The 22,142-nt window shown below is 42.3% G+C and carries 10 protein-coding genes, 3 tRNA genes and 3 rRNA genes; 11 read left to right on the plus strand and 5 right to left on the minus strand.

Annotated elements, in window-relative coordinates; genetic code table 11:
• Positions 1-31: 31 nt before the first annotated feature.
• Together rseP and ACQZ43_RS04920 are read left to right on the plus strand one after the other, a co-directional pair.
• Positions 32-1,375, plus strand: a complete 1,344-nt coding sequence (gene rseP, locus ACQZ43_RS04915; protein ID WP_430614838.1) for an RIP metalloprotease RseP — start codon at positions 32-34, stop codon at positions 1,373-1,375.
• 86 nt (positions 1,376-1,461) lie between these two features.
• Positions 1,462-1,535, plus strand: a tRNA-Asn gene (locus ACQZ43_RS04920).
• Positions 1,536-2,788: 1,253 nt separating this feature from the next.
• Here the strand turns inward: ACQZ43_RS04920 and ACQZ43_RS04925 are convergent.
• The gene (locus tag ACQZ43_RS04925; RefSeq protein ID WP_430614840.1) at positions 2,789-3,709 is read right to left on the minus strand and encodes an Omp28-related outer membrane protein; all 921 of its coding nucleotides are present in this window, start codon (positions 3,707-3,709) and stop codon (positions 2,789-2,791) included.
• 126 nt (positions 3,710-3,835) lie between these two features.
• Between ACQZ43_RS04925 and ACQZ43_RS04930 the strand changes: the two genes are divergently transcribed.
• Positions 3,836-4,318: a TlpA family protein disulfide reductase gene (locus ACQZ43_RS04930; RefSeq protein ID WP_430614841.1), complete on the plus strand. Its 483-nt coding sequence runs from the start codon at positions 3,836-3,838 to the stop codon at positions 4,316-4,318.
• 7 nt (positions 4,319-4,325) lie between these two features.
• On the plus strand, positions 4,326-5,993 hold the full coding sequence (locus tag ACQZ43_RS04935) for a DUF6029 family protein (protein WP_430614842.1): 1,668 nt from the start codon (positions 4,326-4,328) through the stop codon (positions 5,991-5,993).
• A gap of 794 nt (positions 5,994-6,787) precedes the next feature.
• Here the strand turns inward: ACQZ43_RS04935 and ACQZ43_RS04940 are convergent.
• Positions 6,788-7,870 (minus strand): Omp28-related outer membrane protein, encoded by a 1,083-nt coding sequence (locus ACQZ43_RS04940; protein WP_430614843.1) that lies wholly within the window; start codon positions 7,868-7,870, stop codon positions 6,788-6,790.
• Between the two features lie 136 nt (positions 7,871-8,006).
• Between ACQZ43_RS04940 and ACQZ43_RS04945 the strand changes: the two genes are divergently transcribed.
• The 7 genes from ACQZ43_RS04945 to rrf all read left to right on the plus strand — a co-directional run bounded on the left by ACQZ43_RS04945 (position 8,007) and on the right by rrf (position 16,212).
• Positions 8,007-8,516, plus strand: a complete 510-nt coding sequence (locus ACQZ43_RS04945) for a TlpA family protein disulfide reductase (protein ID WP_430614844.1) — start codon at positions 8,007-8,009, stop codon at positions 8,514-8,516.
• Between the two features lie 13 nt (positions 8,517-8,529).
• The gene (locus ACQZ43_RS04950; protein WP_430614845.1) at positions 8,530-10,191 is read left to right on the plus strand and encodes a DUF6029 family protein; all 1,662 of its coding nucleotides are present in this window, start codon (positions 8,530-8,532) and stop codon (positions 10,189-10,191) included.
• 878 nt (positions 10,192-11,069) lie between these two features.
• Positions 11,070-12,587, plus strand: a 16S ribosomal RNA gene (locus ACQZ43_RS04955).
• A 70-nt stretch (positions 12,588-12,657) separates the two neighbouring features.
• A tRNA-Ile gene (locus ACQZ43_RS04960) sits at positions 12,658-12,731 on the plus strand.
• Positions 12,732-12,904: 173 nt separating this feature from the next.
• Positions 12,905-12,978, plus strand: a tRNA-Ala gene (locus tag ACQZ43_RS04965).
• 124 nt (positions 12,979-13,102) lie between these two features.
• Positions 13,103-15,987: ribosomal RNA gene (locus tag ACQZ43_RS04970) — 23S ribosomal RNA — on the plus strand.
• 115 nt (positions 15,988-16,102) lie between these two features.
• Positions 16,103-16,212: ribosomal RNA gene (rrf, locus tag ACQZ43_RS04975) — 5S ribosomal RNA — on the plus strand.
• The 16S, 23S and 5S rRNA genes sit together here with 2 tRNA genes alongside, the layout of an rRNA operon.
• A 1,067-nt stretch (positions 16,213-17,279) precedes the next feature.
• Here the strand turns inward: rrf and ACQZ43_RS04980 are convergent.
• From ACQZ43_RS04980 to ACQZ43_RS04990, 3 genes are all read right to left on the minus strand, one after another.
• On the minus strand, positions 17,280-20,174 hold the full coding sequence (locus ACQZ43_RS04980; protein ID WP_430614847.1) for a DUF7507 domain-containing protein: 2,895 nt from the start codon (positions 20,172-20,174) through the stop codon (positions 17,280-17,282).
• A gap of 136 nt (positions 20,175-20,310) precedes the next feature.
• Entirely contained in the window at positions 20,311-20,802 is a 492-nt protein-coding gene (locus ACQZ43_RS04985; protein ID WP_430614849.1) for a regulatory protein RecX, read from the minus strand.
• A gap of 454 nt (positions 20,803-21,256) precedes the next feature.
• Positions 21,257-22,138, minus strand: a complete 882-nt coding sequence (locus ACQZ43_RS04990) for a dihydrodipicolinate synthase family protein (RefSeq protein ID WP_430614850.1) — start codon at positions 22,136-22,138, stop codon at positions 21,257-21,259.
• Positions 22,139-22,142: the final 4 nt, after the last annotated feature.

Here is a 22,142-nt window from a genome sequence, read left to right on the forward strand (position 1 = left end):
GTCTCAATATTATCGAATTTAAAATTTAAAAATGGAAATAGTAATTAAGCTTTCTCAATTCTTATTGAGCTTATCTCTTTTAATTGTATTGCATGAATTGGGACATTTTATCCCCGCCAAAATATTTAAGACTAGAGTGGAGAAATTCTATTTGTTTTTCGACGTCAAGTTTTCCCTGTTTAAGAAGAAGATTGGAGATACGGTTTATGGAATTGGTTGGCTGCCGTTGGGGGGCTATGTCAAAATAGCGGGAATGATCGATGAAAGCATGGATACGGACCAGATGAAACAGGAGCCTCAGCCTTGGGAATTTCGTTCCAAGCCGGCTTGGCAACGGTTGATTATTATGTTGGGAGGGGTTACGGTAAACTTTGTCTTGGCCTTTGTAATCTATATCGGAATGACCTACTATTACGGTGATTTGTTTATCAAAAATGAAGACATCAAAAATGGGGTATGGGTGGTTTCGCCAGCCTTGGAAAAAGCAGGCTTGCAAACCGGCGATAAAATCGTCGCAGTCGACGGTCAGCAAATCCAAACTTTTAACGAAATCAACGGCAGGCTGTTGATGGGGAAAGAAGTGATTATCGAAAGAGACGGTGAGCAAAAAAACATCGTGTTTCCCGTGGATTTTATCGACCAGTTTATGCAAAACAACTCTCAGGGTCTGGTAAGTCTTCGCATTCCATTTATCATTGCAGGTGCTCCGGAAGACAGCCCAAATGCTAAGGTGTTTGAGCTAAAAGATCAGGTGACATCCATAGCGGGACAACCGATAGCCTTTGCCGATGAGGTACAAGCGGTTTTGGATCAGCACAAGGGAGAAACCGTGCCGGCTACCGTGACTCGTAATGGAGAAAAGGTGGATTTGTCGGTGCAAATTAATGAAGAGGGAAAACTCAACATGGTTTTTGCCGGTGGTCTAAAATATTCCGATATGGAGCAATTGGGTCTATATAAAATCAACAAGGAGCAGTATGGACTTTTGGAGTCGGTGCCTATCGGATTGAACAAGGGTAAAGAAAAGCTGTTGGACTACGGAAAACAATTGAAAATGTTCGCCAAGCCAGAAACGGGAGCTTATAAAGGTTTAGGTGGTTTTTTGACTATCTTCAATATCTTTCCGAGTTTTTGGAGCTGGGAAGCGTTTTGGAGTATTACTGCGGTGTTGTCCATCATGCTTGGCGTAATGAACTTATTGCCGATTCCCGCACTCGATGGAGGGCATGTAATGTTCTTGTTATACGAAATAATTACCGGTCGTAAACCGAGTGATAAATTCATGGAAAACGCGCAAATGGTTGGCTTCTTTATACTTATCGGTCTGCTGCTGTTTGCAAACGGAAACGATATTTACAAGGCCATATTTAAGTAAGTAAAAAAGAGTGAAATTTTCAGAAAACGACTTGCGTTTTCTGAAAATTCGTTCTATATTTGCATCGCAATAAAGGTAATAAACCTTCCTCCTTAGCTCAGTTGGTTAGAGCATCTGACTGTTAATCAGAGGGTCCTTGGTTCGAGCCCAAGAGGGGGAGCAAAAGAGAAAGCTAGACGAAAGTCTGGCTTTTTTTGTTTTACGTATTTACGCCCTGTTTCAATGGGGTTGCTCTGGGTCTAGACGAAAACCTGTGGGAATTCAAAATAATTGCTTTTTTACAAAGGCTGATTCGCTGATGCGTCCATTCGCGGATTCGCTTTGGATTGCATTGAATCCAAAATTATTTTCTGGTCGAAAAACGTTATACTTTACGCAAACTGGCGAATCATCGAATCTGCAAATCATCGAATCTGCATAAAAAAAGGCTGATTTGCTAATTCGTCCATTCGCGGATTTGCTGTGGATCGTGGTACATTCAAAATTACTTTCTTACCTAAAAACGACATTCTTTACGCAAACTGGCGAATCCTCGAATCTGCAAATCCTCGAATCTGCATAAAAAAGGCTGATTCGCTGATGCGTCCATTCGCCGATTCGCTGTGGTCGTGGTGCATTCAAAATTATTTTCTGGTCGAAAAACGTTATACTTTACGCAAACTGGCGAATCATCGAATCCGCAAATCCTCGAATCTACATAAAAAAAGGCTGATTCGCTGATACGTCCATTCGCCGATTCGCTTTGGATTGCGTTGAATTCAAAATTACTTTCTTACCTAAAAACGACATTCTTTACGCAAACTGGCGAATCATCGAATCCGCAAATCCTCGAATCTGCAAGTCTACTAATCTATATAAAAAAGGTCGATTCGCTATCCATGCATAGCAAATATCTACTTCTTATTAGGAGTTGTTTTGGAGTGTCTCCGTCCTCAAACTCTTGAGCAACGTACGGTATATTTGCTTTTCTCCACTGCCGCGCGAGTCCTTGCGTGGCAAAAGTTTTTCAATACTACAGTTAAAATAGCTTCTTAATTTAAACTATACGAGGAATATCTCACTTACTAATTATAGCTTTTTTTAAATATAAAAACACTTGCTGTCTACAAGTAAAATACGCGGGGCTAACTGGGATTATAAAATATATAATTTAAACGCATTTTATTCCCCTGAATAAAATGCGTTTAAATCGAAAAACAAATCTTTCCTGAATACAAAAATCCCAACACGATTGAGAATTCTTTTATTTAATATAGACCATGCGAGAGGGCTCGTGCGGTAGTGTAGTCGCGTAGGCGATTGCGGCTAGATAGCAGCTGTTTTATGAACTGTTGCTGCAAAAAAATAGGCTCTTCCGCATTGCGAAAGAGCCTATTAATAGTGCATTAAAAACTCTAAAGAGATTTGTGATGTCTATTCGGTAATAGTCACAAAGTTTTTAGTGGTGTTGGCTTTTGCCTCTTGTACGTTTAATACGTTACCGTCCTTGTCCAATACAGCAACAACTACTTTAAGGTTGCTCACATTAGCTGCTTTGTATTTTACAGTATGGGTGTTCGATTCGAATCCAACGTCTGTTTTTGATTTTTCTGAAGGAATAACTACACCGGAGAAACTATCTACGGTAGCTTTAACAACGTCTTTGTGGTTATAGTTTCCTGAGAAGCCCACTTGAGTATCTACGATGTTGTCTTCTAGAACATAAATCATGTATTTTAAATCGGAATAATCTGCTTTAAAGGCAAATTCTGCTTTTACAGTTCCCGTAGTTCCATTTAATTCAGAAGTAAATTTTATTCCAATTGGCGACATTTCTTTTACTAAGCTAGCCGGTTGATCAAGGTATCTAGTTGGTGGGTATCCCCAAGTGATATTTCTGTTAATGATAGCAAATGGAATGCTATATGTATCTGTTATGGTCTCATTTTCAATTTTTTTCTTCATCAATTTATAGAAAGGGAAGAAAGGTGTAGAAATTTCCATTCTGTCGCCACAGTGAATCGCTGCAATGACTACTTTGTCATTTGTAGCGGCTGCTTCTAGTTCTCCTAATGCTTTTAGGAACACACTACACGGACCGCACCAAGTTCCTGTAAAATCTTCTAATAGAACTTTGTGTTCATATCCGATTACATTTGCGGTTGGATCTGGGTCTGGGTCTGGATTCGGGTCTGGATTCGGGTCTGGATTCGGATTAGTACCTGGGTCGGGACCGGGAGTTGGTCCTGGAACGATAACTTCTGTTTTACCGCTATCATCACTGCTGCAAGAGGTGGTGGTTAGTGACACCAATAAAAAAACAAAAAGAGTGCTAAATAAAAATTTTTTAATCATGGCCTAGTTTATTTGTTATTATTCTGTTATAGTTTTGTAAATTTATAAAATTAAAACAAATAACAAAATATTGGCATTTGTTTTTTTTAAATATATTTGTCTATATTTTAAATTAAAATTCACAGAATGAAATTATTTATTACAGTATTGGTTTTTTTGGTTTCTTTGACCGGGTTTTCTCAGGCAGAACTTCCTAATGTAAAGTTAAAGAGCTTAGAGGGTAAAATGATTAATGTCGCCGACTACAACAAAAGCGATAAGCCGGTTATCATCAGTTTTTGGGCTACGTGGTGTGGGCCGTGTTTAAAGGAATTAAATGCCATTCACGATGTCTACCCACAATGGCAGAAAGAAACCGGAGTGGAGTTGGTTGCGGTGTCTATTGACGATGCGAAAACGGTTAAAAGAGTTAAGTCGCTTGTCAATGGCAAATCGTGGGAGTATGAAGTCTTATACGACGACAACCACGAATTAAAGCGCGCGATGAATGTTTCAAATGTGCCTTTTACTGTGGTGGTTTATAAGGGAAAGATTGTTTATAAGCATTTGAGCTATACACCAGGCGTAGAAAAGGAGATGTATAAAAAAATTAAAGCTCTAGTAAAGTAGTCCAACAATGAAGAATAAATTAGCAGTACTGGGTTTTTGTATTTTTGGGCTAGCCGCTCAAGCGCAAATCAAAGTGGGTTTGGAAAGCAATTCACAATGGTATATAGACGATAAAAAAATCAAATTAGGCGAACAAGAAGCTGAAGAACGATTCCGTTCGAATTCGTATCTTAAATTGGATTATGATTATAAAAACTGGACGTTTGGTGCTCAGCTAGAGGGCTATATGCCCAAGGCCATTCTGAACTATTCACCCGATTATGACAAAGTCGATTTGGGTAATGTCTTTGCTCGTTATAACAATGTAGAACAGGGTATTGATGTCACTGCGGGGCATTTCTACGAACAATACGGCTCGGGTATGTTGTTTCGAGCGTGGGAGGATCGGCAAATCGGAATCAACAATGCCATTTTTGGGATAAACGCGAAGTTTGCACCGTCTAAATATATCCAGTTTGGAGGTTTCGCAGGAAAACAAAGAGTGGGTATGGGGTTTGATTTGTCCAAAGCCATCATTTTTGGTAGTAATGTTGAGGTTTCCATTTCGGAATTAGCGCGTGTTTCCGCTTTTGATTTGAATCTCGGACTGAGCTACGTTGGTAAAGTAGAAGATCATTTCGATTATCCCGAAGAGTATAATCAAGATTTGAACAAGCTTCAAAATGCTTTTTCAACCCGCTTGGATTTGGAATATGGAAATTTCCACGCAGAGCTGGAATATGTTATAAAACAAAGAGATGCTTTGGTTGAAAGCAGTACGGTATTGGGTTATAATAGACAAGAGGGCAACGCGGCGCTAATCAATTTGGGCTATTCTAAAAAGGGTATGGGGTTGAACGTAAGCTTGAGACGCGTAGAGAACATGGCTTTCTATTCCGAAAGAGGATTAACCGGAAATATTTATAATCAAGGCATCTTGAACTATGTACCGGCGCTCACCAAGCAATACGATTATTCCTTGCAGAATATTTATGTGTACCAGTCGCAATATTTGTTGAATTTGTACTCTTTAGAACCGAAGTTAGGCGAGATAGGCGGGCAATTTGACTTCTATTACAACTTCGAAAAAGGAACCTTGCTCGGCGGGGAGTACGGTACCAATTTAGTGCTAAATGGTTCGTATTGGGCCGGACTTAAGGCGGAAGTAATCGACGAAGGAGAGGCTTTAAAAACGGATTTCTTGGATTTTGGCGATAAATATTATCACGATTTGGGTGTCGAAGTTCGTAAAAAATGGTCTCCAAGTTGGTCTTCGATGTTTATGTATTTGAATCAGTATTACAACAGTGCTTTTATAGAGCAAAAAGTAGATATTGTAAAGTCGCATATAGTGAGCGCCGAAACGACTTACCAGTTTATGGATAATAAATCGATACGCCTAGAGGCACAGCATCTATGGGCTGATAAAGAAAAGAAAAATTGGGTTGCAGGAACTGTGGAGTTTGCCTTTAATAGCAACTGGTCTGTTTTTGGAAGTGATATGTATAATTATGGCAATGACGATTCGGAAAAGAGAATCCATTATTACAACGCAGGTATTAGTTTTACTAAAGGAACTACACGTGTGGCGACAAGTTATGGCCGTCAGCGCGGTGGGTTGCTTTGTGTAGGAGGTGTTTGTAGAATGGTTTCCGAAGCCGCAGGTTTAACGGTGGGAATTTCAACATCGTTTTAACAGTTGTCTGTTCGAATGAATAAACCAGTGGCGGAGGCTGTCTCCTGAACTGTGTTAGATGAATTAATTATATAATAGAATATATAGGTTGGTATCACAAAAGACAATATCACGAGATTTGATTTTGAGAGTTTTAAAAGAATAGGTAAGAGGCAATCTTTATCAAGGGAAAAAGACGGACGGTCCTGATTGCCTAGTCCTGAAAAACGGATACAGAATTAATATAAATAAGAATACAAGTTTTAAGCAGTAGTAGGCAAATGTTTACTACTGTTTTTTGTTTTATTGGTTTTTATTTTGATCAGAGATTGTAAATGTATTTGATTAGCGGTTAACATATAATTGGAGCAAGGTGGTTGCTGTTGATTATATGTCAATTGCTTGTTTAACAAACTCCTATATGGTATTTATCATTCATAAACTCTTTCTTCAGTATGCTATTTACTCTTTCTGCTAGCGCATTTCCCTAAGGATTTGAATTTTTGTCGTACCTACTTATAATCCGTATTTTTTTGAAGTAGCTCCTTTTTTTTGCTCCTCAGTAACAACCGTTTTTAGCCTCTATTATTTTGCGGTTTCGAAAGATTTTTTAATAATTTTTCGCCAAAAATCACAACTTTTTTAGCGTGGCAGTTGCTCCTTTTTTTAAACTTCTTTATGAGAAGAGTAAAATCCATTAGTTCTAGAAAGCGGATGAAATTTTTTACTTTTTTAGGTAATATTAGTGCATAAAAAAGGACTGTTTCGTAACTTGAAACAGTCCGTTGTAGTGTTATTGGTTGATTTTTTCTAAATTAATTGGCGTATTCAAAGGAGTTAGTCGTATTGGCTTGCGCACGTTGTACGTTTAGAACAAGGCCTTTGTCATCTACAATGATAATTACGACTTTTAATTTGCTCACATCTTCAGATTTATAGTTGGTAAAATTGATGTTTAAATCTAGGGTTCCGCCTACTACAGAAGCTGATGCAGGAATGACCTCTCCTAATATTGATCCAGCCGTGGCTCTTAGAGTGTTGTTGTGAATAAAATCAGGTAAAGTGCTGGCGCCACCGTAAAAGGAGGTGTAGTTCGTTTGCTTGTATTTTAAGCCATCTTCTACTATGTATGCTACATATTTAATGTCTTGGTAAGTTTCTTTGAAATATAAGGAAACATTTGCCGTACCGGATGCATTGCTTAAGTTTGAAGAGATTTTGATTCCTATAGGAGAACTCTCTTTTAAATAAGTGGAAGGAAATTTATAGTTGGCATCTTCTGGTCCCTTCCATTTAATGGTTCGATTGATAAAGGCTGTTGGATAGGAGCTGTTTACTCGTAGTTTGTTTTCTAAAACCAACCGTCCAATATAATTAAAAGGATCAGGGCCATAAACCGTATTGTGTATAGCCACCGGTATAATTTTATCAGAATCAGCTTCTGCTTTTTCAATAGCATAAGATACCCTCGGACACCAGCCACATCCTGCTCCGGTAAAATCTTCAATGAGTACTTTGTGGACAAAGTTTTTCTTTGTGTCTATTGGCTCTGCCGTTACTGTTATAGTAAGGGAGTTACTTGTTAATCCGTTCCAGTTTGCAATCACTTTGTACTCGCCCAAGGCTTCGGGCTTAAATTGATTGGAAGGAAAGGGGGTGTCGTTAATTTTAAAATCTACAAACTCAGAAACATCTACTCCTTTTTCATCCTTTACTGTGAAAACATAGGTGACGTTTTCGTCCAAAGTGGAGGAGGTTCGAGAGGATGTTAAAGTAATTGATGCAGGTTTTGGTTCAGGCAGCTTGGGGTCTGGGTTAGAGTCGTCGCTGCTACTACAGGAAATCGTTAGTCCAAAAAGGAGGACTAGCTTCATGGTAAATTTGGTAATTGAATCCATAAGTTAATTTTGTTAGAAGTTTAACAATTCATGACGGGATGATTTTGATTATTAGGCGATTAAAGTAATTCAAAAAATATTATAAATGAAATTTATCATTGTTTTTTTATATATTTATAGACAAATTTTTTAATTTATGAAAAGAAAAAAACTTTTAATTTTTGTTATTTGTATACTGCTGAGCTGCTGCGCGGATGTTTTTGGCCAGAGTCACAAGGGTAAACTGCCTGTTGCAACAATCAGAGATTTGGACGGCAAGAGGGTAGAGCTTTCTCAGTATAATTCTAACGAAAACCCTGTTATTGTTAGTTTTTGGGCTACTTGGTGTGGTCCGTGTATCCATGAGCTCACAGCGATACATACGGTATATAAAAAATGGCAAGAAGAAACCGGTGTGGAGTTGATAGCGATATCTATTGATGATGCGAGAACGAGTAAGCGAGTTCGTCCAATGGTAAGTGGAAAAGGATGGGATTATAAGGTTTTATTAGACGATAACCATCAGGTCAAAAGGGCGATGAATGTTGTAAATGTTCCCTATACTTTTGTTTTGCTAAAAGGGCAGGTTGTTTTTGAGCATTCTAGCTATACGCCAGGAGCAGAAGAAGAAATGTATGCCGCGATAAAAAAACATTTAAAGAACTAAAATATAGTTGGATATGAATAAAAAACTCTTCTCTTTGCTTTTGATGTTAAGTGGTTTTTATGCCTATGGACAGCTGCAGGTGGGATTAGAATCTAATTCGCAGTGGTATATTGATGATAATAAAATTAAATTATCTGAAAGTGACGCTGATGAGCGCTTTCGAACAGGTAGTTATTTAAAAGCAGAGTATTATTTAAAAAAATGGGAATTTGGGCTGCAATTGGAATCATATGCTCCAAGGGCGCCTATGAATTATAACGAGCAATTCGATAATTTTAATATCGGAACTATTTATACGAGATTTAATGATAGTGAATTGGGTTTAGATGCCACGGTCGGTCATTTTTATGAACAGTTCGCGAGTGGTTTGGTCTTTCGATCATGGGAAGACCGACAATTGGGCATTAATAATGCTATTTTCGGGGCACGAGTTAATTATACTTTTGCCAATCAAGCGATCAAATCAACGATATTAGGAGGAAGACAACGTCTAGGTATGGGTTTTGACTTAGCTAAATCGATGTTGTATGCTGCTAACTTAGAAGTGAGTGTCTCGGATTTAATGCGTATAGAAGATTTCGAATTGGCATTTGGCGCAAGCTATTTAATGCGCTATGAAAATATAACAGATTTATTTCCAAATGCTAATAAGACGACCACCGTAGCCTCTACAAGGGTTGATCTGGGTAAAGGTGGGGTTCATTGGGGTGTAGAATATGCTTTTAAATCAAAAGATTTACCGATGGAATTCTTCGAAATTCAAAACGATTTGCCAAAAAGAAGCGGTAGTGCTTTATTGATGAATATGGGTTACTCGCAAAAAGGTTTTGGGATAACGGCAAATTTAAGAAGAATGGAAAACTTTAGTTTCTATTCAGAAAGAGCTTTAGCGGGGAATTTATATAATCAAGGTGTGGTAAACTACATACCTGCTTTGACAAAACAATATGATTTTTCGTTGCAAAATATTTATGTGTATCAAGCGCAGCCGAATTTGACTTTTATGCCCTTGGAAAAACCTGGCGAAATCGGCGGTCAGGTAGATTTGTTTTATACTTTTGAAGGAGGGTCTGCTTTAGGGGGTGAGTTTGGAACGGAAATCGCAATAAATGGATCCTATTGGGCAGGCTTGAAATATTCTAATGTGGAATTAGAAACTCGAGCGATGGATGTGGGTTTTATAGAGTTCGGTACTAAATATTATTCGGATTTGGGATTTGAAGTCACTAAAAGATGGTCTGGAAAATGGGATACCAAATTTTCTTATCTCAAACAGTATTATCACAAAAGGTATATCGAAGATACTTATGGCGAGGTGAATTCGAATTTTGTGGGTGCGGAGGCTACTTATAAATTAGGGACTACTCAATCGCTTCGCTTACAGGGGCAGCACATTTGGGTCGACGGAGATAAGAAGAATTGGGTAGGTGGTATGTTGGAATACAATCCAAATTCAACCTATGGCTTTTTTCTCAATGATATTTATAATTATGGTAATGAAGAAGAGGATAAAAAGATTCACTATTATAATGTAGGCACGAGTTATACAAAAAACAGAACCCGTTTGTCTGTTAGTTATGGACGGCAACGGGGTGGATTATTGTGTGTAGGAGGGGTTTGCAGAATGGTTTCCGAAGCAGCGGGTTTAACGATGGGAATTTCAACATCGTTTTAAAAGGAAGCTGTCCGTATAGAAAACCAGTGGCACAAGTCACGGGTTTTTTATACATTGCTGTAACCCGAGTAGATATAGTTAGCACTGCTGCGCGGATTATCAAATCCGCGAATCCGCATCAAGTCCATTCGTCAATGTGCGCCGCTCGCGCCAGCATCTTGCTGGTGCGCACGAAGAAAAAGCTTATTCGTTGATTTGCCGATGCGCGAATCGGCCTTCGTTAGTAGAAAATATTTAAGAACTGCATTTTTAATCCGTAAAAGAGCTCCTTTGCGTAACCTCTCGAATCTGTGAATCATCAAATCTGCGAATCAGCCATTAATATAAAAAGGTGCCAGCGTCACGCTGGCACCAGCGGAGGTTGCAGAAAGTAATTAAGGGCTACATATTTAATCCGGAAAAGAACTCCTTTGCGCAACCCGGCGAATAAGCGAATCAACGCATAAACAAATCCGCAAAAAAAATCCCGTGTAAAGTTACGGTAACTAAGCAGTTACCAAATCCCCAGTAAAAACCCTTTAAAAAAAACTTCAAAAGATTAGGAAAGCCGATAAAAAGGCCTACTTTTGCACTCGCATTACCGCAGAAGTTCTTTGATTACCGGGTTGAGATTGTGAGGGTCGTAGGGGTTTAAATCCGACGAGCCGAATAGGGGAGACCAGTGATAGTAACGATTGACGAGAAAAAAAGAAAAATTATTTTTCTATAAAAACCTTGCTAGTTAAAAAAGAAGTTGTAGTTTTGCATCCGCTTTGAGAGACAAGCGAAAACAAGAAGACACGTTCATAGACATATTGAATTGACAGCAAATAAGAGAGAGTAAGGAAATCGCAAGATTTCAAGAATTAGCGCAAACTATCTAAACATATTAAAAAAATACGATGAAGAGTTTGATCCTGGCTCAGGATGAACGCTAGCGGCAGGCTTAACACATGCAAGTCGAGGGGTAGAGGAAGCTTGCTTCCTTGAGACCGGCGCACGGGTGCGTAACGCGTATGCAATCTACCTTTTACAAAGGAATAGCCCAGAGAAATTTGGATTAATGCCTTATAGTGTTGTTGGATGGCATCATTTGACAACTAAAGATTTATCGGTAAAAGATGAGCATGCGTCCCATTAGCTAGTTGGTATGGTAACGGCATACCAAGGCAATGATGGGTAGGGGTCCTGAGAGGGAGATCCCCCACACTGGTACTGAGACACGGACCAGACTCCTACGGGAGGCAGCAGTGAGGAATATTGGTCAATGGAGGCAACTCTGAACCAGCCATGCCGCGTGCAGGAAGACGGTCCTATGGATTGTAAACTGCTTTTATACAGGAATAAACCTACCCTCGTGAGGGTATTTGAAGGTACTGTAGGAATAAGGATCGGCTAACTCCGTGCCAGCAGCCGCGGTAATACGGAGGATCCAAGCGTTATCCGGAATCATTGGGTTTAAAGGGTTCGTAGGCGGTTTGATAAGTCAGTGGTGAAATCTCCTAGCTTAACTAGGAAATGGCCATTGATACTGTCGGACTTGAATTATTGGGAAGTAACTAGAATATGTAGTGTAGCGGTGAAATGCTTAGATATTACATGGAATACCAATTGCGAAGGCAGGTTACTATCAATTGATTGACGCTGATGAACGAAAGCGTGGGTAGCGAACAGGATTAGATACCCTGGTAGTCCACGCCGTAAACGATGGATACTAGCTGTTCGGTCGCAAGACTGAGTGGCTAAGCGAAAGTGATAAGTATCCCACCTGGGGAGTACGTTCGCAAGAATGAAACTCAAAGGAATTGACGGGGGCCCGCACAAGCGGTGGAGCATGTGGTTTAATTCGATGATACGCGAGGAACCTTACCAGGGCTTAAATGTAGATTGACCGTTTTGGAAACATTACTTTCGCAAGACAATTTACAAGGTGCTGCATGGTTGTCGTCAGCTCGTGCCGTGAGGTGTCAGGTTAAGTCCTATAACGAGCGCAACCCCTATCGTTAGTTGCCAGCGGGTCATGCCGGGAACTCTAACGAGACTGCCAGTGCAAACTGAGAGGAAGGTGGGGATGACGTCAAATCATCACGGCCCTTACGTCCTGGGCTACACACGTGCTACAATGGCCGGTACAGAGAGCAGCCACTGGGCGACCAGGAGCGAATCTACAAAACCGGTCACAGTTCGGATCGGAGTCTGCAACTCGACTCCGTGAAGCTGGAATCGCTAGTAATCGGATATCAGCCATGATCCGGTGAATACGTTCCCGGGCCTTGTACACACCGCCCGTCAAGCCATGGAAGCTGGGGGTACCTGAAGTCGGTGACCGCAAGGAGCTGCCTAGGGTAAAACTGGTAACTAGGGCTAAGTCGTAACAAGGTAGCCGTACCGGAAGGTGCGGCTGGAACACCTCCTTTCTAGAGATACGCACTAATTTTATCTTACTCACTCGCTGTTCAATTCAAATAATACACAATAAAAGTACAGAGTCTCGTAGCTCAGCTGGTTAGAGTACTACACTGATAATGTAGGGGTCGGCAGTTCGAGTCTGCCCGGGACTACAGGCTACGCCTGAGGTAAACTTTTGAGCATTTTGCGCAAACAAAATGTCAAAGGACAACGTCAGACGCGGGCATTTTTGGCTAATAGCTAGGAAAAACACACTTTTATTGAAAGGAAATTTTAGAGGTTGACTAACCCGACTACGTTTGGAAGACTACCTTCTAAATTCATTGGGGGATTAGCTCAGCTGGCTAGAGCGCCTGCCTTGCACGCAGGAGGTCATCGGTTCGACTCCGATATTCTCCACTACGGCATAAAGCGTCACTTGTTAACACAAAAGACCCGCCACACGTTCATTGACATATTGAGATATTTAAATACAATAAAAATAATAGAAAGCACGTAATTGATTTCGATTGATTACATAAGCACATAAGCAAAATAAGGGCGTATGGGGGATGCCTAGGCTCTCAGAGGCGAAGAAGGACGTGATAAGCTGCGAAAAGCTACGGGGATCGGCACACACGAATTGATCCGTAGATATCCGAATGGGGCAACCCACTATGTTGAAGACATAGTATCCGATAGGAGGCAAACCCGCTGAACTGAAACATCTAAGTAGGCGGAGGAGAAGAAAACAAAAGTGATTCCGTAAGTAGTGGCGAGCGAACGCGGAACAGCCCAAACCAATGTTGTTACGGCAATATTGGGGTTGTAGGACCACGATGTTTCTTGCGGACAGAATTAGAACAAGTTGGAAAGCTTGACCATAGAGGGTGACAGTCCCGTATAAGTAATGGAAGATAAGAATAGTGGTATCCTGAGTAGGTCGGGGCACGTGAAACCCTGATTGAAACTGGCGGGACCATCCGCTAAGGCTAAATACTCCTGAGAGACCGATAGTGAACCAGTACCGTGAGGGAAAGGTGAAAAGAACCGTGAATAACGGAGTGAAATAGATCCTGAAACCATACGCCTACAAGCGGTCGGAGCCCTTAAGTGGGGTGACGGCGTGCCTTTTGCATAATGAGCCTACGAGTTACCGTTGCTGGCAAGGATAAGTGGTTAAGCCATGGATCCGTAGCGAAAGCGAGTCTGAATAGGGCGCTTTAGTCAGTAGTGGTAGACGCGAAACCGTGTGATCTACCCATGGGCAGGTTGAAGTTTAGGTAACACTAAATGGAGGACCGAACCGGTTGACGTTGAAAAGTCTTCGGATGACCTGTGGGTAGGGGTGAAAGGCCAATCAAACTCGGAAATAGCTCGTACTCCCCGAAATGCATTTAGGTGCAGCGTTAGTTATAAAGTTATATAGAGGTAGAGCTACTGATTGGATGCGGGGGTTTCACCACCTACCAATTCCTGACAAACTCCGAATGCTATATAATGTTCACTAACAGTGAGGGCATGGGTGCTAAGGTCCATGTCCGAGAGGGAAAGAACCCAGACCATCAGCTAAGGTCCCCAAATGTATACTAAGTTGAAAAAACGCGGTTTGTCTGCCCAGACAGCTAGGATGTTGGCTTGGAAGCAGCCATTCATTTAAAGAGTGCGTAACAGCTCACTAGTCGAGCGGACGAGCATGGATAATAATCGGGCATAAGTATACTACCGAAGCTATGGATTTACAGACAAGGGTTTGTAAGTGGTAGGGGAGCATTCTAATGGGGTTGAAGGTGAGTTGTGAGACTTGCTGGACTAATTAGAAAAGAAAATGTAGGCATAAGTAACGATAATGCGGGCGAGAAACCCGCACACCGAAAAACTAAGGTTTCCACAGCTATGCTAATCAGCTGTGGGTTAGTCGGGTCCTAAGGCAAACCCGAAGGGGGACGTCGATGGCCAACGGGTTAATATTCCCGTACTACTTATAATTGTGATGGAGTGACGGAGTGATGAAAGCACCGCGAACTGACGGAATAGTTCGTTGAAGATTGTAGCTATATTCCAGATAGTAAAATGCGTTTGGAATGGCAAAGATCGATAGTACTGCGAGTCTACGGACAAGTAGATAGTGTGCCTAAGGGCTTCCAAGAAAACCTTCTAAACTTTGATTATAAGTACCCGTACCGTAAACCGACACAGGTAGTTGGGGAGAGAATCCTAAGGTGCTCGAGAGATTCATGGCTAAGGAACTAGGCAAAATAGACCTGTAACTTCGGGAGAAAGGTCGCCAGCGCAAGCTGGCCGCAGTGAAGAGGTCCAGGCGACTGTTTATCAAAAACACAGGGCTCTGCAAAATCGTAAGATGAAGTATAGGGCCTGACACCTGCCCGGTGCTGGAAGGTTAAGAGGAGATGTTATGAGCAATCAGAAGCATTGAATTGAAGCCCCAGTAAACGGCGGCCGTAACTATAACGGTCCTAAGGTAGCGAAATTCCTTGTCGGGTAAGTTCCGACCTGCACGAATGGTGTAACGATCTGGACGCTGTCTCAGCCATGAGCTCGGTGAAATTGTAGTATCGGTGAAGATGCCGATTACCCGCAGTGGGACGAAAAGACCCTGTGCACCTTTACTATAGCTTAGTATTGTTCTTGGATAAGTGATGTGTAGGATAGGTGGGAGACTGTGAAGTGGCGTCGCTAGGCGTTGTGGAGTCATTGTTGAAATACCACCCTTTGCTTATTTGAGATCTAACTCCATATAATGGAGGACATTGCTTGGTGGGTAGTTTGACTGGGGTGGTCGCCTCCAAAAGAGTAACGGAGGCTTCTAAAGGTTCCCTCAGCACGCTTGGTAACCGTGCGTAGAGTGCAATGGTATAAGGGAGCTTGACTGAGAGACTAACAAGTCGACCAGGTACGAAAGTAGAGCATAGTGATCCGGTGGTTCCGCATGGAAGGGCCATCGCTCAAAGGATAAAAGGTACGCCGGGGATAACAGGCTGATCTCCCCCAAGAGCTCATATCGACGGGGGGGTTTGGCACCTCGATGTCGGCTCGTCACATCCTGGGGCTGGAGAAGGTCCCAAGGGTTGGGCTGTTCGCCCATTAAAGTGGCACGCGAGCTGGGTTCAGAACGTCGTGAGACAGTTCGGTCTCTATCTACTGCGGGCGTTAGAAATTTGAGTGGATCTGATTCTAGTACGAGAGGACCGATTTGGACAAACCTCTAGTGTATCTGTTGTCTCGCCAGGGGCATCGCAGAGTAGCTACGTTTGGCAGGGATAAGCGCTGAAAGCATATAAGCGCGAAACCCACCACAAGATGAGATTTCTTTAAAGGGTCGTGGGAGATGACCACGTTGATAGGCTATAGATGTAAAGGCAGTAATGTCATAGTCGAGTAGTACTAATAACCCGTAAGCTTATGTGTACTGTCCCGTTTTTTAAACGGGACAGGATGACTTTCTACTTATACAATACACGTATTTAAATATCTTCGTATGTTACGATATTCGTTATTCCAAACCCTTGGATAACAACCGATTTAAGGTGGTTATTGCAGCGGGGCTCACCTCTTCCCTTTTCGAACAGAGTAGTTAAGCCCGTTAGCGCAGATGGTACTGCATTTATGTGGGAGAGTATGTCGTCGCCTTTCTTTTAAGAACCCCTAGTCTTCACAGACTAGGGGTTTTTTGTTTATAGGGACCGACGTGTTCGGCCTTTGGCCTCGGTTCGTCGCCTTTCTTTTGAGAACCCCTAGTCTTCACAGATTAGGGGTTTTTTGTTTTCTGCTGATTCGTGAATTTGTTGATTCGATGATTTGCAGATTCGCTGATTTGCCAGGTTGCGTAAAGGAGTTCTTTTCCACTTATTAGTTTGTTTTCTTATTTTCGGAAGTCAGTTCAGTTTCGATATACAAAATGTAGTTCTTATATATTTTCTACAAACCAAGGCGCATCCGCGCATCGGCAAATCAGCGAATAGGCTTTTGATTGTGCTCACCAGCAAGATGCTGGCGCGAGCGCTAGTCGTGCAAAGGAGTTCTTTTCCGGATTATAAATGTAGTTCTTAACTGCTTTGTATAAACTAAGGCGCATCCGCGCATCTGCAAATCTGCGAATAAGCAAATAAGCTTTTTCTTATTCGATATTTGCATAATCGAACTCAGTCTCTGAATAAAAAATGCAGTAATTAAATACTTTCTGCAAAGTAAGGCGCATCCGCGCATCGGCAAATCAGCGAATAGGCTTTTGATTGTGCGCACCAGCAAGATGCTGGCGCGAGCGCTAGTCGTGCAAAGGTGTTCGTTTTCCGAATAAAAATGCAGTAATTAAATACTTTCTGCAAACCAAGGCGCATCCGCAAATCAACGAATAAGCGCCAAGGCAAATCAGCGAATCAGCTTTTGATTGTGCTCACCAGCAAGATGCTGGCGCGAGCGATGGTCATGCAAAGGAGGTCAATTCCGAATAAAAAATGCAGTAATTAAATACTTTCTGCAAACCAAGGCGCATCCGCGCATCGGCAAATCAGCGAATCAGCTTTTCTTTGTGCGCACCAGCAAGATGCTGGCGCGAGCACTAGTCATGCAAAGGAAGTCAATTCCGAATAAAAAATGCAGTAATTAAATACTTTCTGCAAACCAAGGCGCATCCGCGCATCCGCAAATCAACGAATAAGCACCTAGACGAATGCCTTTTATTCCGTGACGACCGGTATTGTTTATCTAATCAATTGTATCCAACCCGAAATTTGATCTCCATTGTCGATTGTTGCGGTATAGAAGTAAACGGCAGTCGGTAAAGGTGATCCGCTGTTGGATTGGCCCAGCCATTCTCTGCTGTAATTTTTCTTGGAGTATACCAGTTTTCCCTGTCTGTTGTATATCTTAATTTCTGCGATATGGAAACGTTCGAGATTCAAATAATCATTAAAGTTGTCGCCATTGGGAGAGATTCCTCTAGGGATGAGTATGCGTTCAATATCATTATCGGTACAGCTGAGACAATCTGGTTGTAGGTCTTCAACAGCGCTTGTCAGAGTGATTACGTTGGTCAAATCGCCTTTTCGTTCCTCTGGTATACTGATTTCAGCAGTTAGGGTTACGCTTTCGCCTACAGCGAGTAAAGGAAGAGTGAAATCGATATCTCCAGTGCCTTTATGGCCTTTGTCGCTAGACCACTCCATAATGGTAATGTCTTGCGGTAGGGGGTCGTATACGTGTACATCCACGGCGGTAGTCGGTCCGTTGTTGACTATGATTATCGTGTAGGTCGTTGTGGTTCCAGGTGTATAGTACACCTGATTGTTGGTTTTGACTGCATTTAAATCTGCCGCACGTTTTATCTTCGCAACAGTGGGGTCTTTGGGTGCCGGGGTAGACGGATCGTCGGAAAGCACTTCCATCTGGCCGCTTTGCGTTTGTGCGATGACCAGAGCCTGATTGCTGACTTCAGCGAGGATGTAGTCTTCTTCAGTGATGGTGTGTTTTGCTTTTACAATAACCTCTTCCTTAGGGTGTAAAAGGGCAATTTGTACCGGTTGAATACTGCCGATATCGGCGTTGTCATCGATAACTTGAATATCCCTCAATGTGCCATTTCCGGTGTTTTTTATTTTGATCTCGTATTCGATTACATCACCAATGTCTTGGAAATCGTAGACCATGGCTACTTTGGTTACGACATAGGTATCCAGAGCGATTTTAATTTCGGCCTTGTTGTTTTCGAGTTTTGGATCGATATTATCGCCCTTGATTTCAACCTTGTTTAGGTAGTCGCCATTGGGTACTATTCGCGCTACCAGTGTCAGTTTCTCTGTGGTGGTTTTGGCGAGTAGCGGTATGTTCCATTCATTGGCTGCGATGTCGTAGCTGCCTAAGGTTGCTGTTGTGCTGATAAAGGCATAACCCGAGGGCAGTTGTTCTTGAACCAGTACATTGGTGTCGTCGTGAATGGTGCTGTTGTTAGTGGCGCTGATTACAAAGGTGACCATACCGTCTTCTACGGACTCGATTTCTTTGGTAATGGATAAATCACTACAAGGCGGTACTTCTACATATAAGGGCGATGAGAGGTTGGTTTCTCCGCAGTCTCTGGTTCCTTTTACGGTGTAGTTTCCAGTAAAATGGGCTTCAAAGCTCACCTCATTCGCTCCGCTAATCGGTTCGCCGTCCAGGTACCATTGGTATGGGCTAAGTCCCTCGGTAGTCTTTAATATAACGGAACAGCGGTCTTCGGTATCCACTTCAGTGGGTGGCTCTGGACTGTCGCCGAAAGAAGAGAAGAAGCCAGACATGGAATAGCCGTCGCCTTGTTGAATCAGGCAGGTGGTCATTCTAGCCGTAGAGGTCAGGATAATGTTTTGTGGGCGGCCGATGTTTACGTTGGTAAATCGCAACATATAAAATCCGGTGCTTCCAATAGCGGTTCTCGGCATTCCTGTTAAGGTTTCTAGGTTTTGACCATTGATGAATACCGGAGTGCTGGGATGTTCAATAACGGTATAGCCAAAGTAGGGTAAGTCGACATTATAGAAATCGAGGAATTTCGTAGTTTGTATATTGGTTGTTCCGGAGCATCCGCCTATAGGTAGTACGGTAGAAATATCCGTTTCGCATTCTACAGCGGTTCCGGAGTATACGATAATCGGTTTGTTTGAAGTGATTAGCGAAGAGGAGTACTGGTTGCTGGTATCTCCATGATGAATCGAAGCGAAATTACCTGCGGTGGTCAAGTTGTGCGTTGACTGATTAATCAGTACACCAAGCTGGGTGTAATTTTCTACAGTGACCACTGTGCCGTCTTCCGCTGCTATAAAAGTACTCTGTTCGGGATGGGTAGCTCCTGTTCCCGCTTTTCCGCTACCGCGAACTACTAAATATTGGAGTCCCAATGCATTTATTGGAGCAATTTGGTCAACGGTACCGTCTTCTCCATTACCATTACAAGCCTGTGGCGTATCGCCATAGCTGCCGGTATTGGCCACTATGGATTTGTCTGCGGACAGTAGGGAGCCCGTCGGTGCATTAAACAAGCGACTTTCTCCCGCATTTAAAACAGTGAGTACCGTGCCGTTTAACGATACGGTGGTGTTGTTTTCAATAGCCATCACCGAATACACAGGATTTTGTAAAAAAAGACCTCCAAAATTGGTGCGGTAATAGCCCAATCGAAATTCCAGACCCATCCCCTCATTTCCAAAACTGACCAAAGAGGCGTTTCCTTTAATCGTGGCGGTTGTCAAGCCCGGTGCATCCGAGGCGATATTTCTTAAATTGACCAATACAGGCTGGGTGGCATCTACAATGAGTCCGCGGTCGCTGTAGTTGGTGTCGGTGGCATTGCGGTTTAAAGTGCTGGCAACACCGGTAAAGCGGTAGGATACGGGGGTGTTTTCTGTAACGCTTAAGGTGGTGAGTAGGGTGTTATCACTTTTGTAGAGTTTTACAGCCACAGGAGTGGAAGATAAGGTGGAAACTACAATTTCATTTGCAGTGCTCCAGTATTGCCACGGACACGGTGCGATATGATGTTTAGAAGCGTATTGAGCATGGATGTTTTGAGTGCTCAAAAGGGCGATTAAGAGTAAATAAAGTAAGGCGTAAATAGGTTTCATAATTATTTTTTTAACAAAAAATTCGATTATAAATATAGATATAAAAAGACCTGTATTTATAATAATTTTATAAAAAAGTAAATTTTAATACGGTATATCTCTTGAAGGGACTGTTTTTATTGGTATTTGCGGAATTTTATCGATTTTTTTCGCGTTGTAATTCCGCTGTTTTTTCAAGGATTAAATCGCTTTCATAGCCTTTGCGGTAAAGAAAATCCATCACTTTTTTCTTTTTGTTGGCGGGATTTTTGTCTTGGGTAGAGTTCCACTTGAGAATACTGATTTTTTCAAAAGTATCCAAGTACAATTCGTCGGGCAGTTCTTCAAGGGCTTTTTTAATGTTGTAAGCAGAGATGCTTCGAACTTTGAGTTCGGATACAATCCTGTTTTTCCCCCAAGAACTCATGCGGTGTTTACCGCGTGCAAAACTCGTAGCAAAACGCTCTTCATTTAAAAAGTTTTCATGAATTAGATGTACGACAATTTCATCCACTTGTAGGTCGGTGATTCCGAGCTTGCGCAATTTGGCAATGACCTCTGTATGACAGCGCTCTTGGTAGCTGCAATAGTATTCCAGTTTTCTTTTGGCTTCGGCCGTGGTGATAAAAAGGTCTGAGGTCTGCTTCAACGGGATTAAAGTTTTTTAAGTTTGCGACTGCGGTTTGTTTTTAATACGATTTCAAAGTCTTATTGCGGATGTATTCCCAGTGTTGGCCATGTCAAGCAATTTAAAGCAAAAGGCAGGTATAGTTTATAATGCTATCGGCCGTAAACAGGGTGTTTTTATGTACTTCCAACTGCGTTGGACAGGTGTATACTGCTAAAAATCATTTAAAAGTAAGAAAAAAAGACTGATTGACAGTGGAATCTATCCGTTATTTTTGATGTTTAGTTGGAATACTTCAGTTTAAAAGGGGGAAATCGGTAGGGGTGTTGCTTTTGCCGATGGGCGCACTGAGGTTATACGTGCTGTGATCAAATCGGTAGTCGCTTGATTTTCGGTAGCAAAGAAAGGCAGGGTAGTGTGTTTGTATCGCTTAAAAGAATAAGGGCGCTCATCGATCAGTTGAGCGCCCGACTTTTTACTTAAGGCTTAACAGAATTTTTTCGAGTGCTGCGGTCTCGCTCTCCGTTAAGGGTTTTAGCGGATTTCTCAAATGGCCGCCATCTTGTCCTAGGAGGTTTAAACCTGCTTTTATCGCGCGCGGCAATCCGTGAGCAACGATGAATTTTAGCAAGTCGAGTTGTTGATAAAACAGCGACTGTGCGGTGTTTAAATCGTTGTTGGTAACCGCCTGGTAGAGCTGGGTGTTTAATTCGGGAATCAGGTTGGGAGCAGCGGTGCACCAACCCTGGGCGCCGGCAGCGAAAGCCGCTAAGGCCAGGGGGTTGGAACCGTTGTAAAAGGCTACGTCCTCGCCCAGTGTTTTTCTCAAGTAGTGCATGCGTTGGATATCGCCGCTGCTTTCTTTAATCATGGTGATATTGGGAATTTCCAACAGCCGTTTAAGCAGGGCTGGAGACATGTCTACGCCGCTGGTTGCGGGGTTGTTGTAGGCCATAATGGGAATCGATATCTTGGATGCCACTGCATCGTAATGACTGACAATTTCCTCGTCTGTCAATTTCCAATAGCTCATCGGAATAATCATAACCGCACTGGCGCCGGCTTTTTCGGCAAATTGAGCGTGGTAGATTGTCTTGGCTGTAGTCAGGTTAGATACCCCGACTAGAGTGGGTACGCGCTGGGCTACTTGTTGAACCGTAGCCTCGGTTATGGCTTCTTTTTCCTCGTCGGATAAATAAGGCAATACTCCGGTGCTGCCCAAAGGAGCAACGGCATGGGATCCCGATGCGACGAGGCGTTCTACCAGTGTTTTAAACAGCGGTATGTCGACCTGTTCTCGCTGGTCAAACGGGGTAATCGGATAGGCTATAATGCCCTTAAGGGGGGTGTTTTTCATGGTA

The sequence above is a fragment of the Flavobacterium sp. JP2137 genome (assembly GCF_050562195.1).
Lineage (GTDB): Bacteria > Bacteroidota > Bacteroidia > Flavobacteriales > Flavobacteriaceae > Flavobacterium.

Excerpts from the sequence above, each read along its gene's own strand:
- ACQZ43_RS04945 (WP_430614844.1), top strand. The coding sequence starts at position 8,007 with ATGAAAAGAAAAAAACTTTTAATTTTTGTTATTTGTATACTGCTGAGC.
- ACQZ43_RS04940 (WP_430614843.1), bottom strand. The coding sequence starts at position 7,870 with ATGGATTCAATTACCAAATTTACCATGAAGCTAGTCCTCCTTTTTGGA.
- ACQZ43_RS04930 (WP_430614841.1), top strand. The coding sequence starts at position 3,836 with ATGAAATTATTTATTACAGTATTGGTTTTTTTGGTTTCTTTGACCGGG.
- ACQZ43_RS04980 (WP_430614847.1), bottom strand. The coding sequence starts at position 20,174 with ATGAAACCTATTTACGCCTTACTTTATTTACTCTTAATCGCCCTTTTG.
- ACQZ43_RS04950 (WP_430614845.1), top strand. The coding sequence starts at position 8,530 with ATGAATAAAAAACTCTTCTCTTTGCTTTTGATGTTAAGTGGTTTTTAT.
- rseP (WP_430614838.1), top strand. The coding sequence starts at position 32 with ATGGAAATAGTAATTAAGCTTTCTCAATTCTTATTGAGCTTATCTCTT.
- ACQZ43_RS04925 (WP_430614840.1), bottom strand. The coding sequence starts at position 3,709 with ATGATTAAAAAATTTTTATTTAGCACTCTTTTTGTTTTTTTATTGGTG.
- ACQZ43_RS04935 (WP_430614842.1), top strand. The coding sequence starts at position 4,326 with ATGAAGAATAAATTAGCAGTACTGGGTTTTTGTATTTTTGGGCTAGCC.
- ACQZ43_RS04990 (WP_430614850.1), bottom strand. The coding sequence starts at position 22,138 with ATGAAAAACACCCCCCTTAAGGGCATTATAGCCTATCCGATTACCCCG.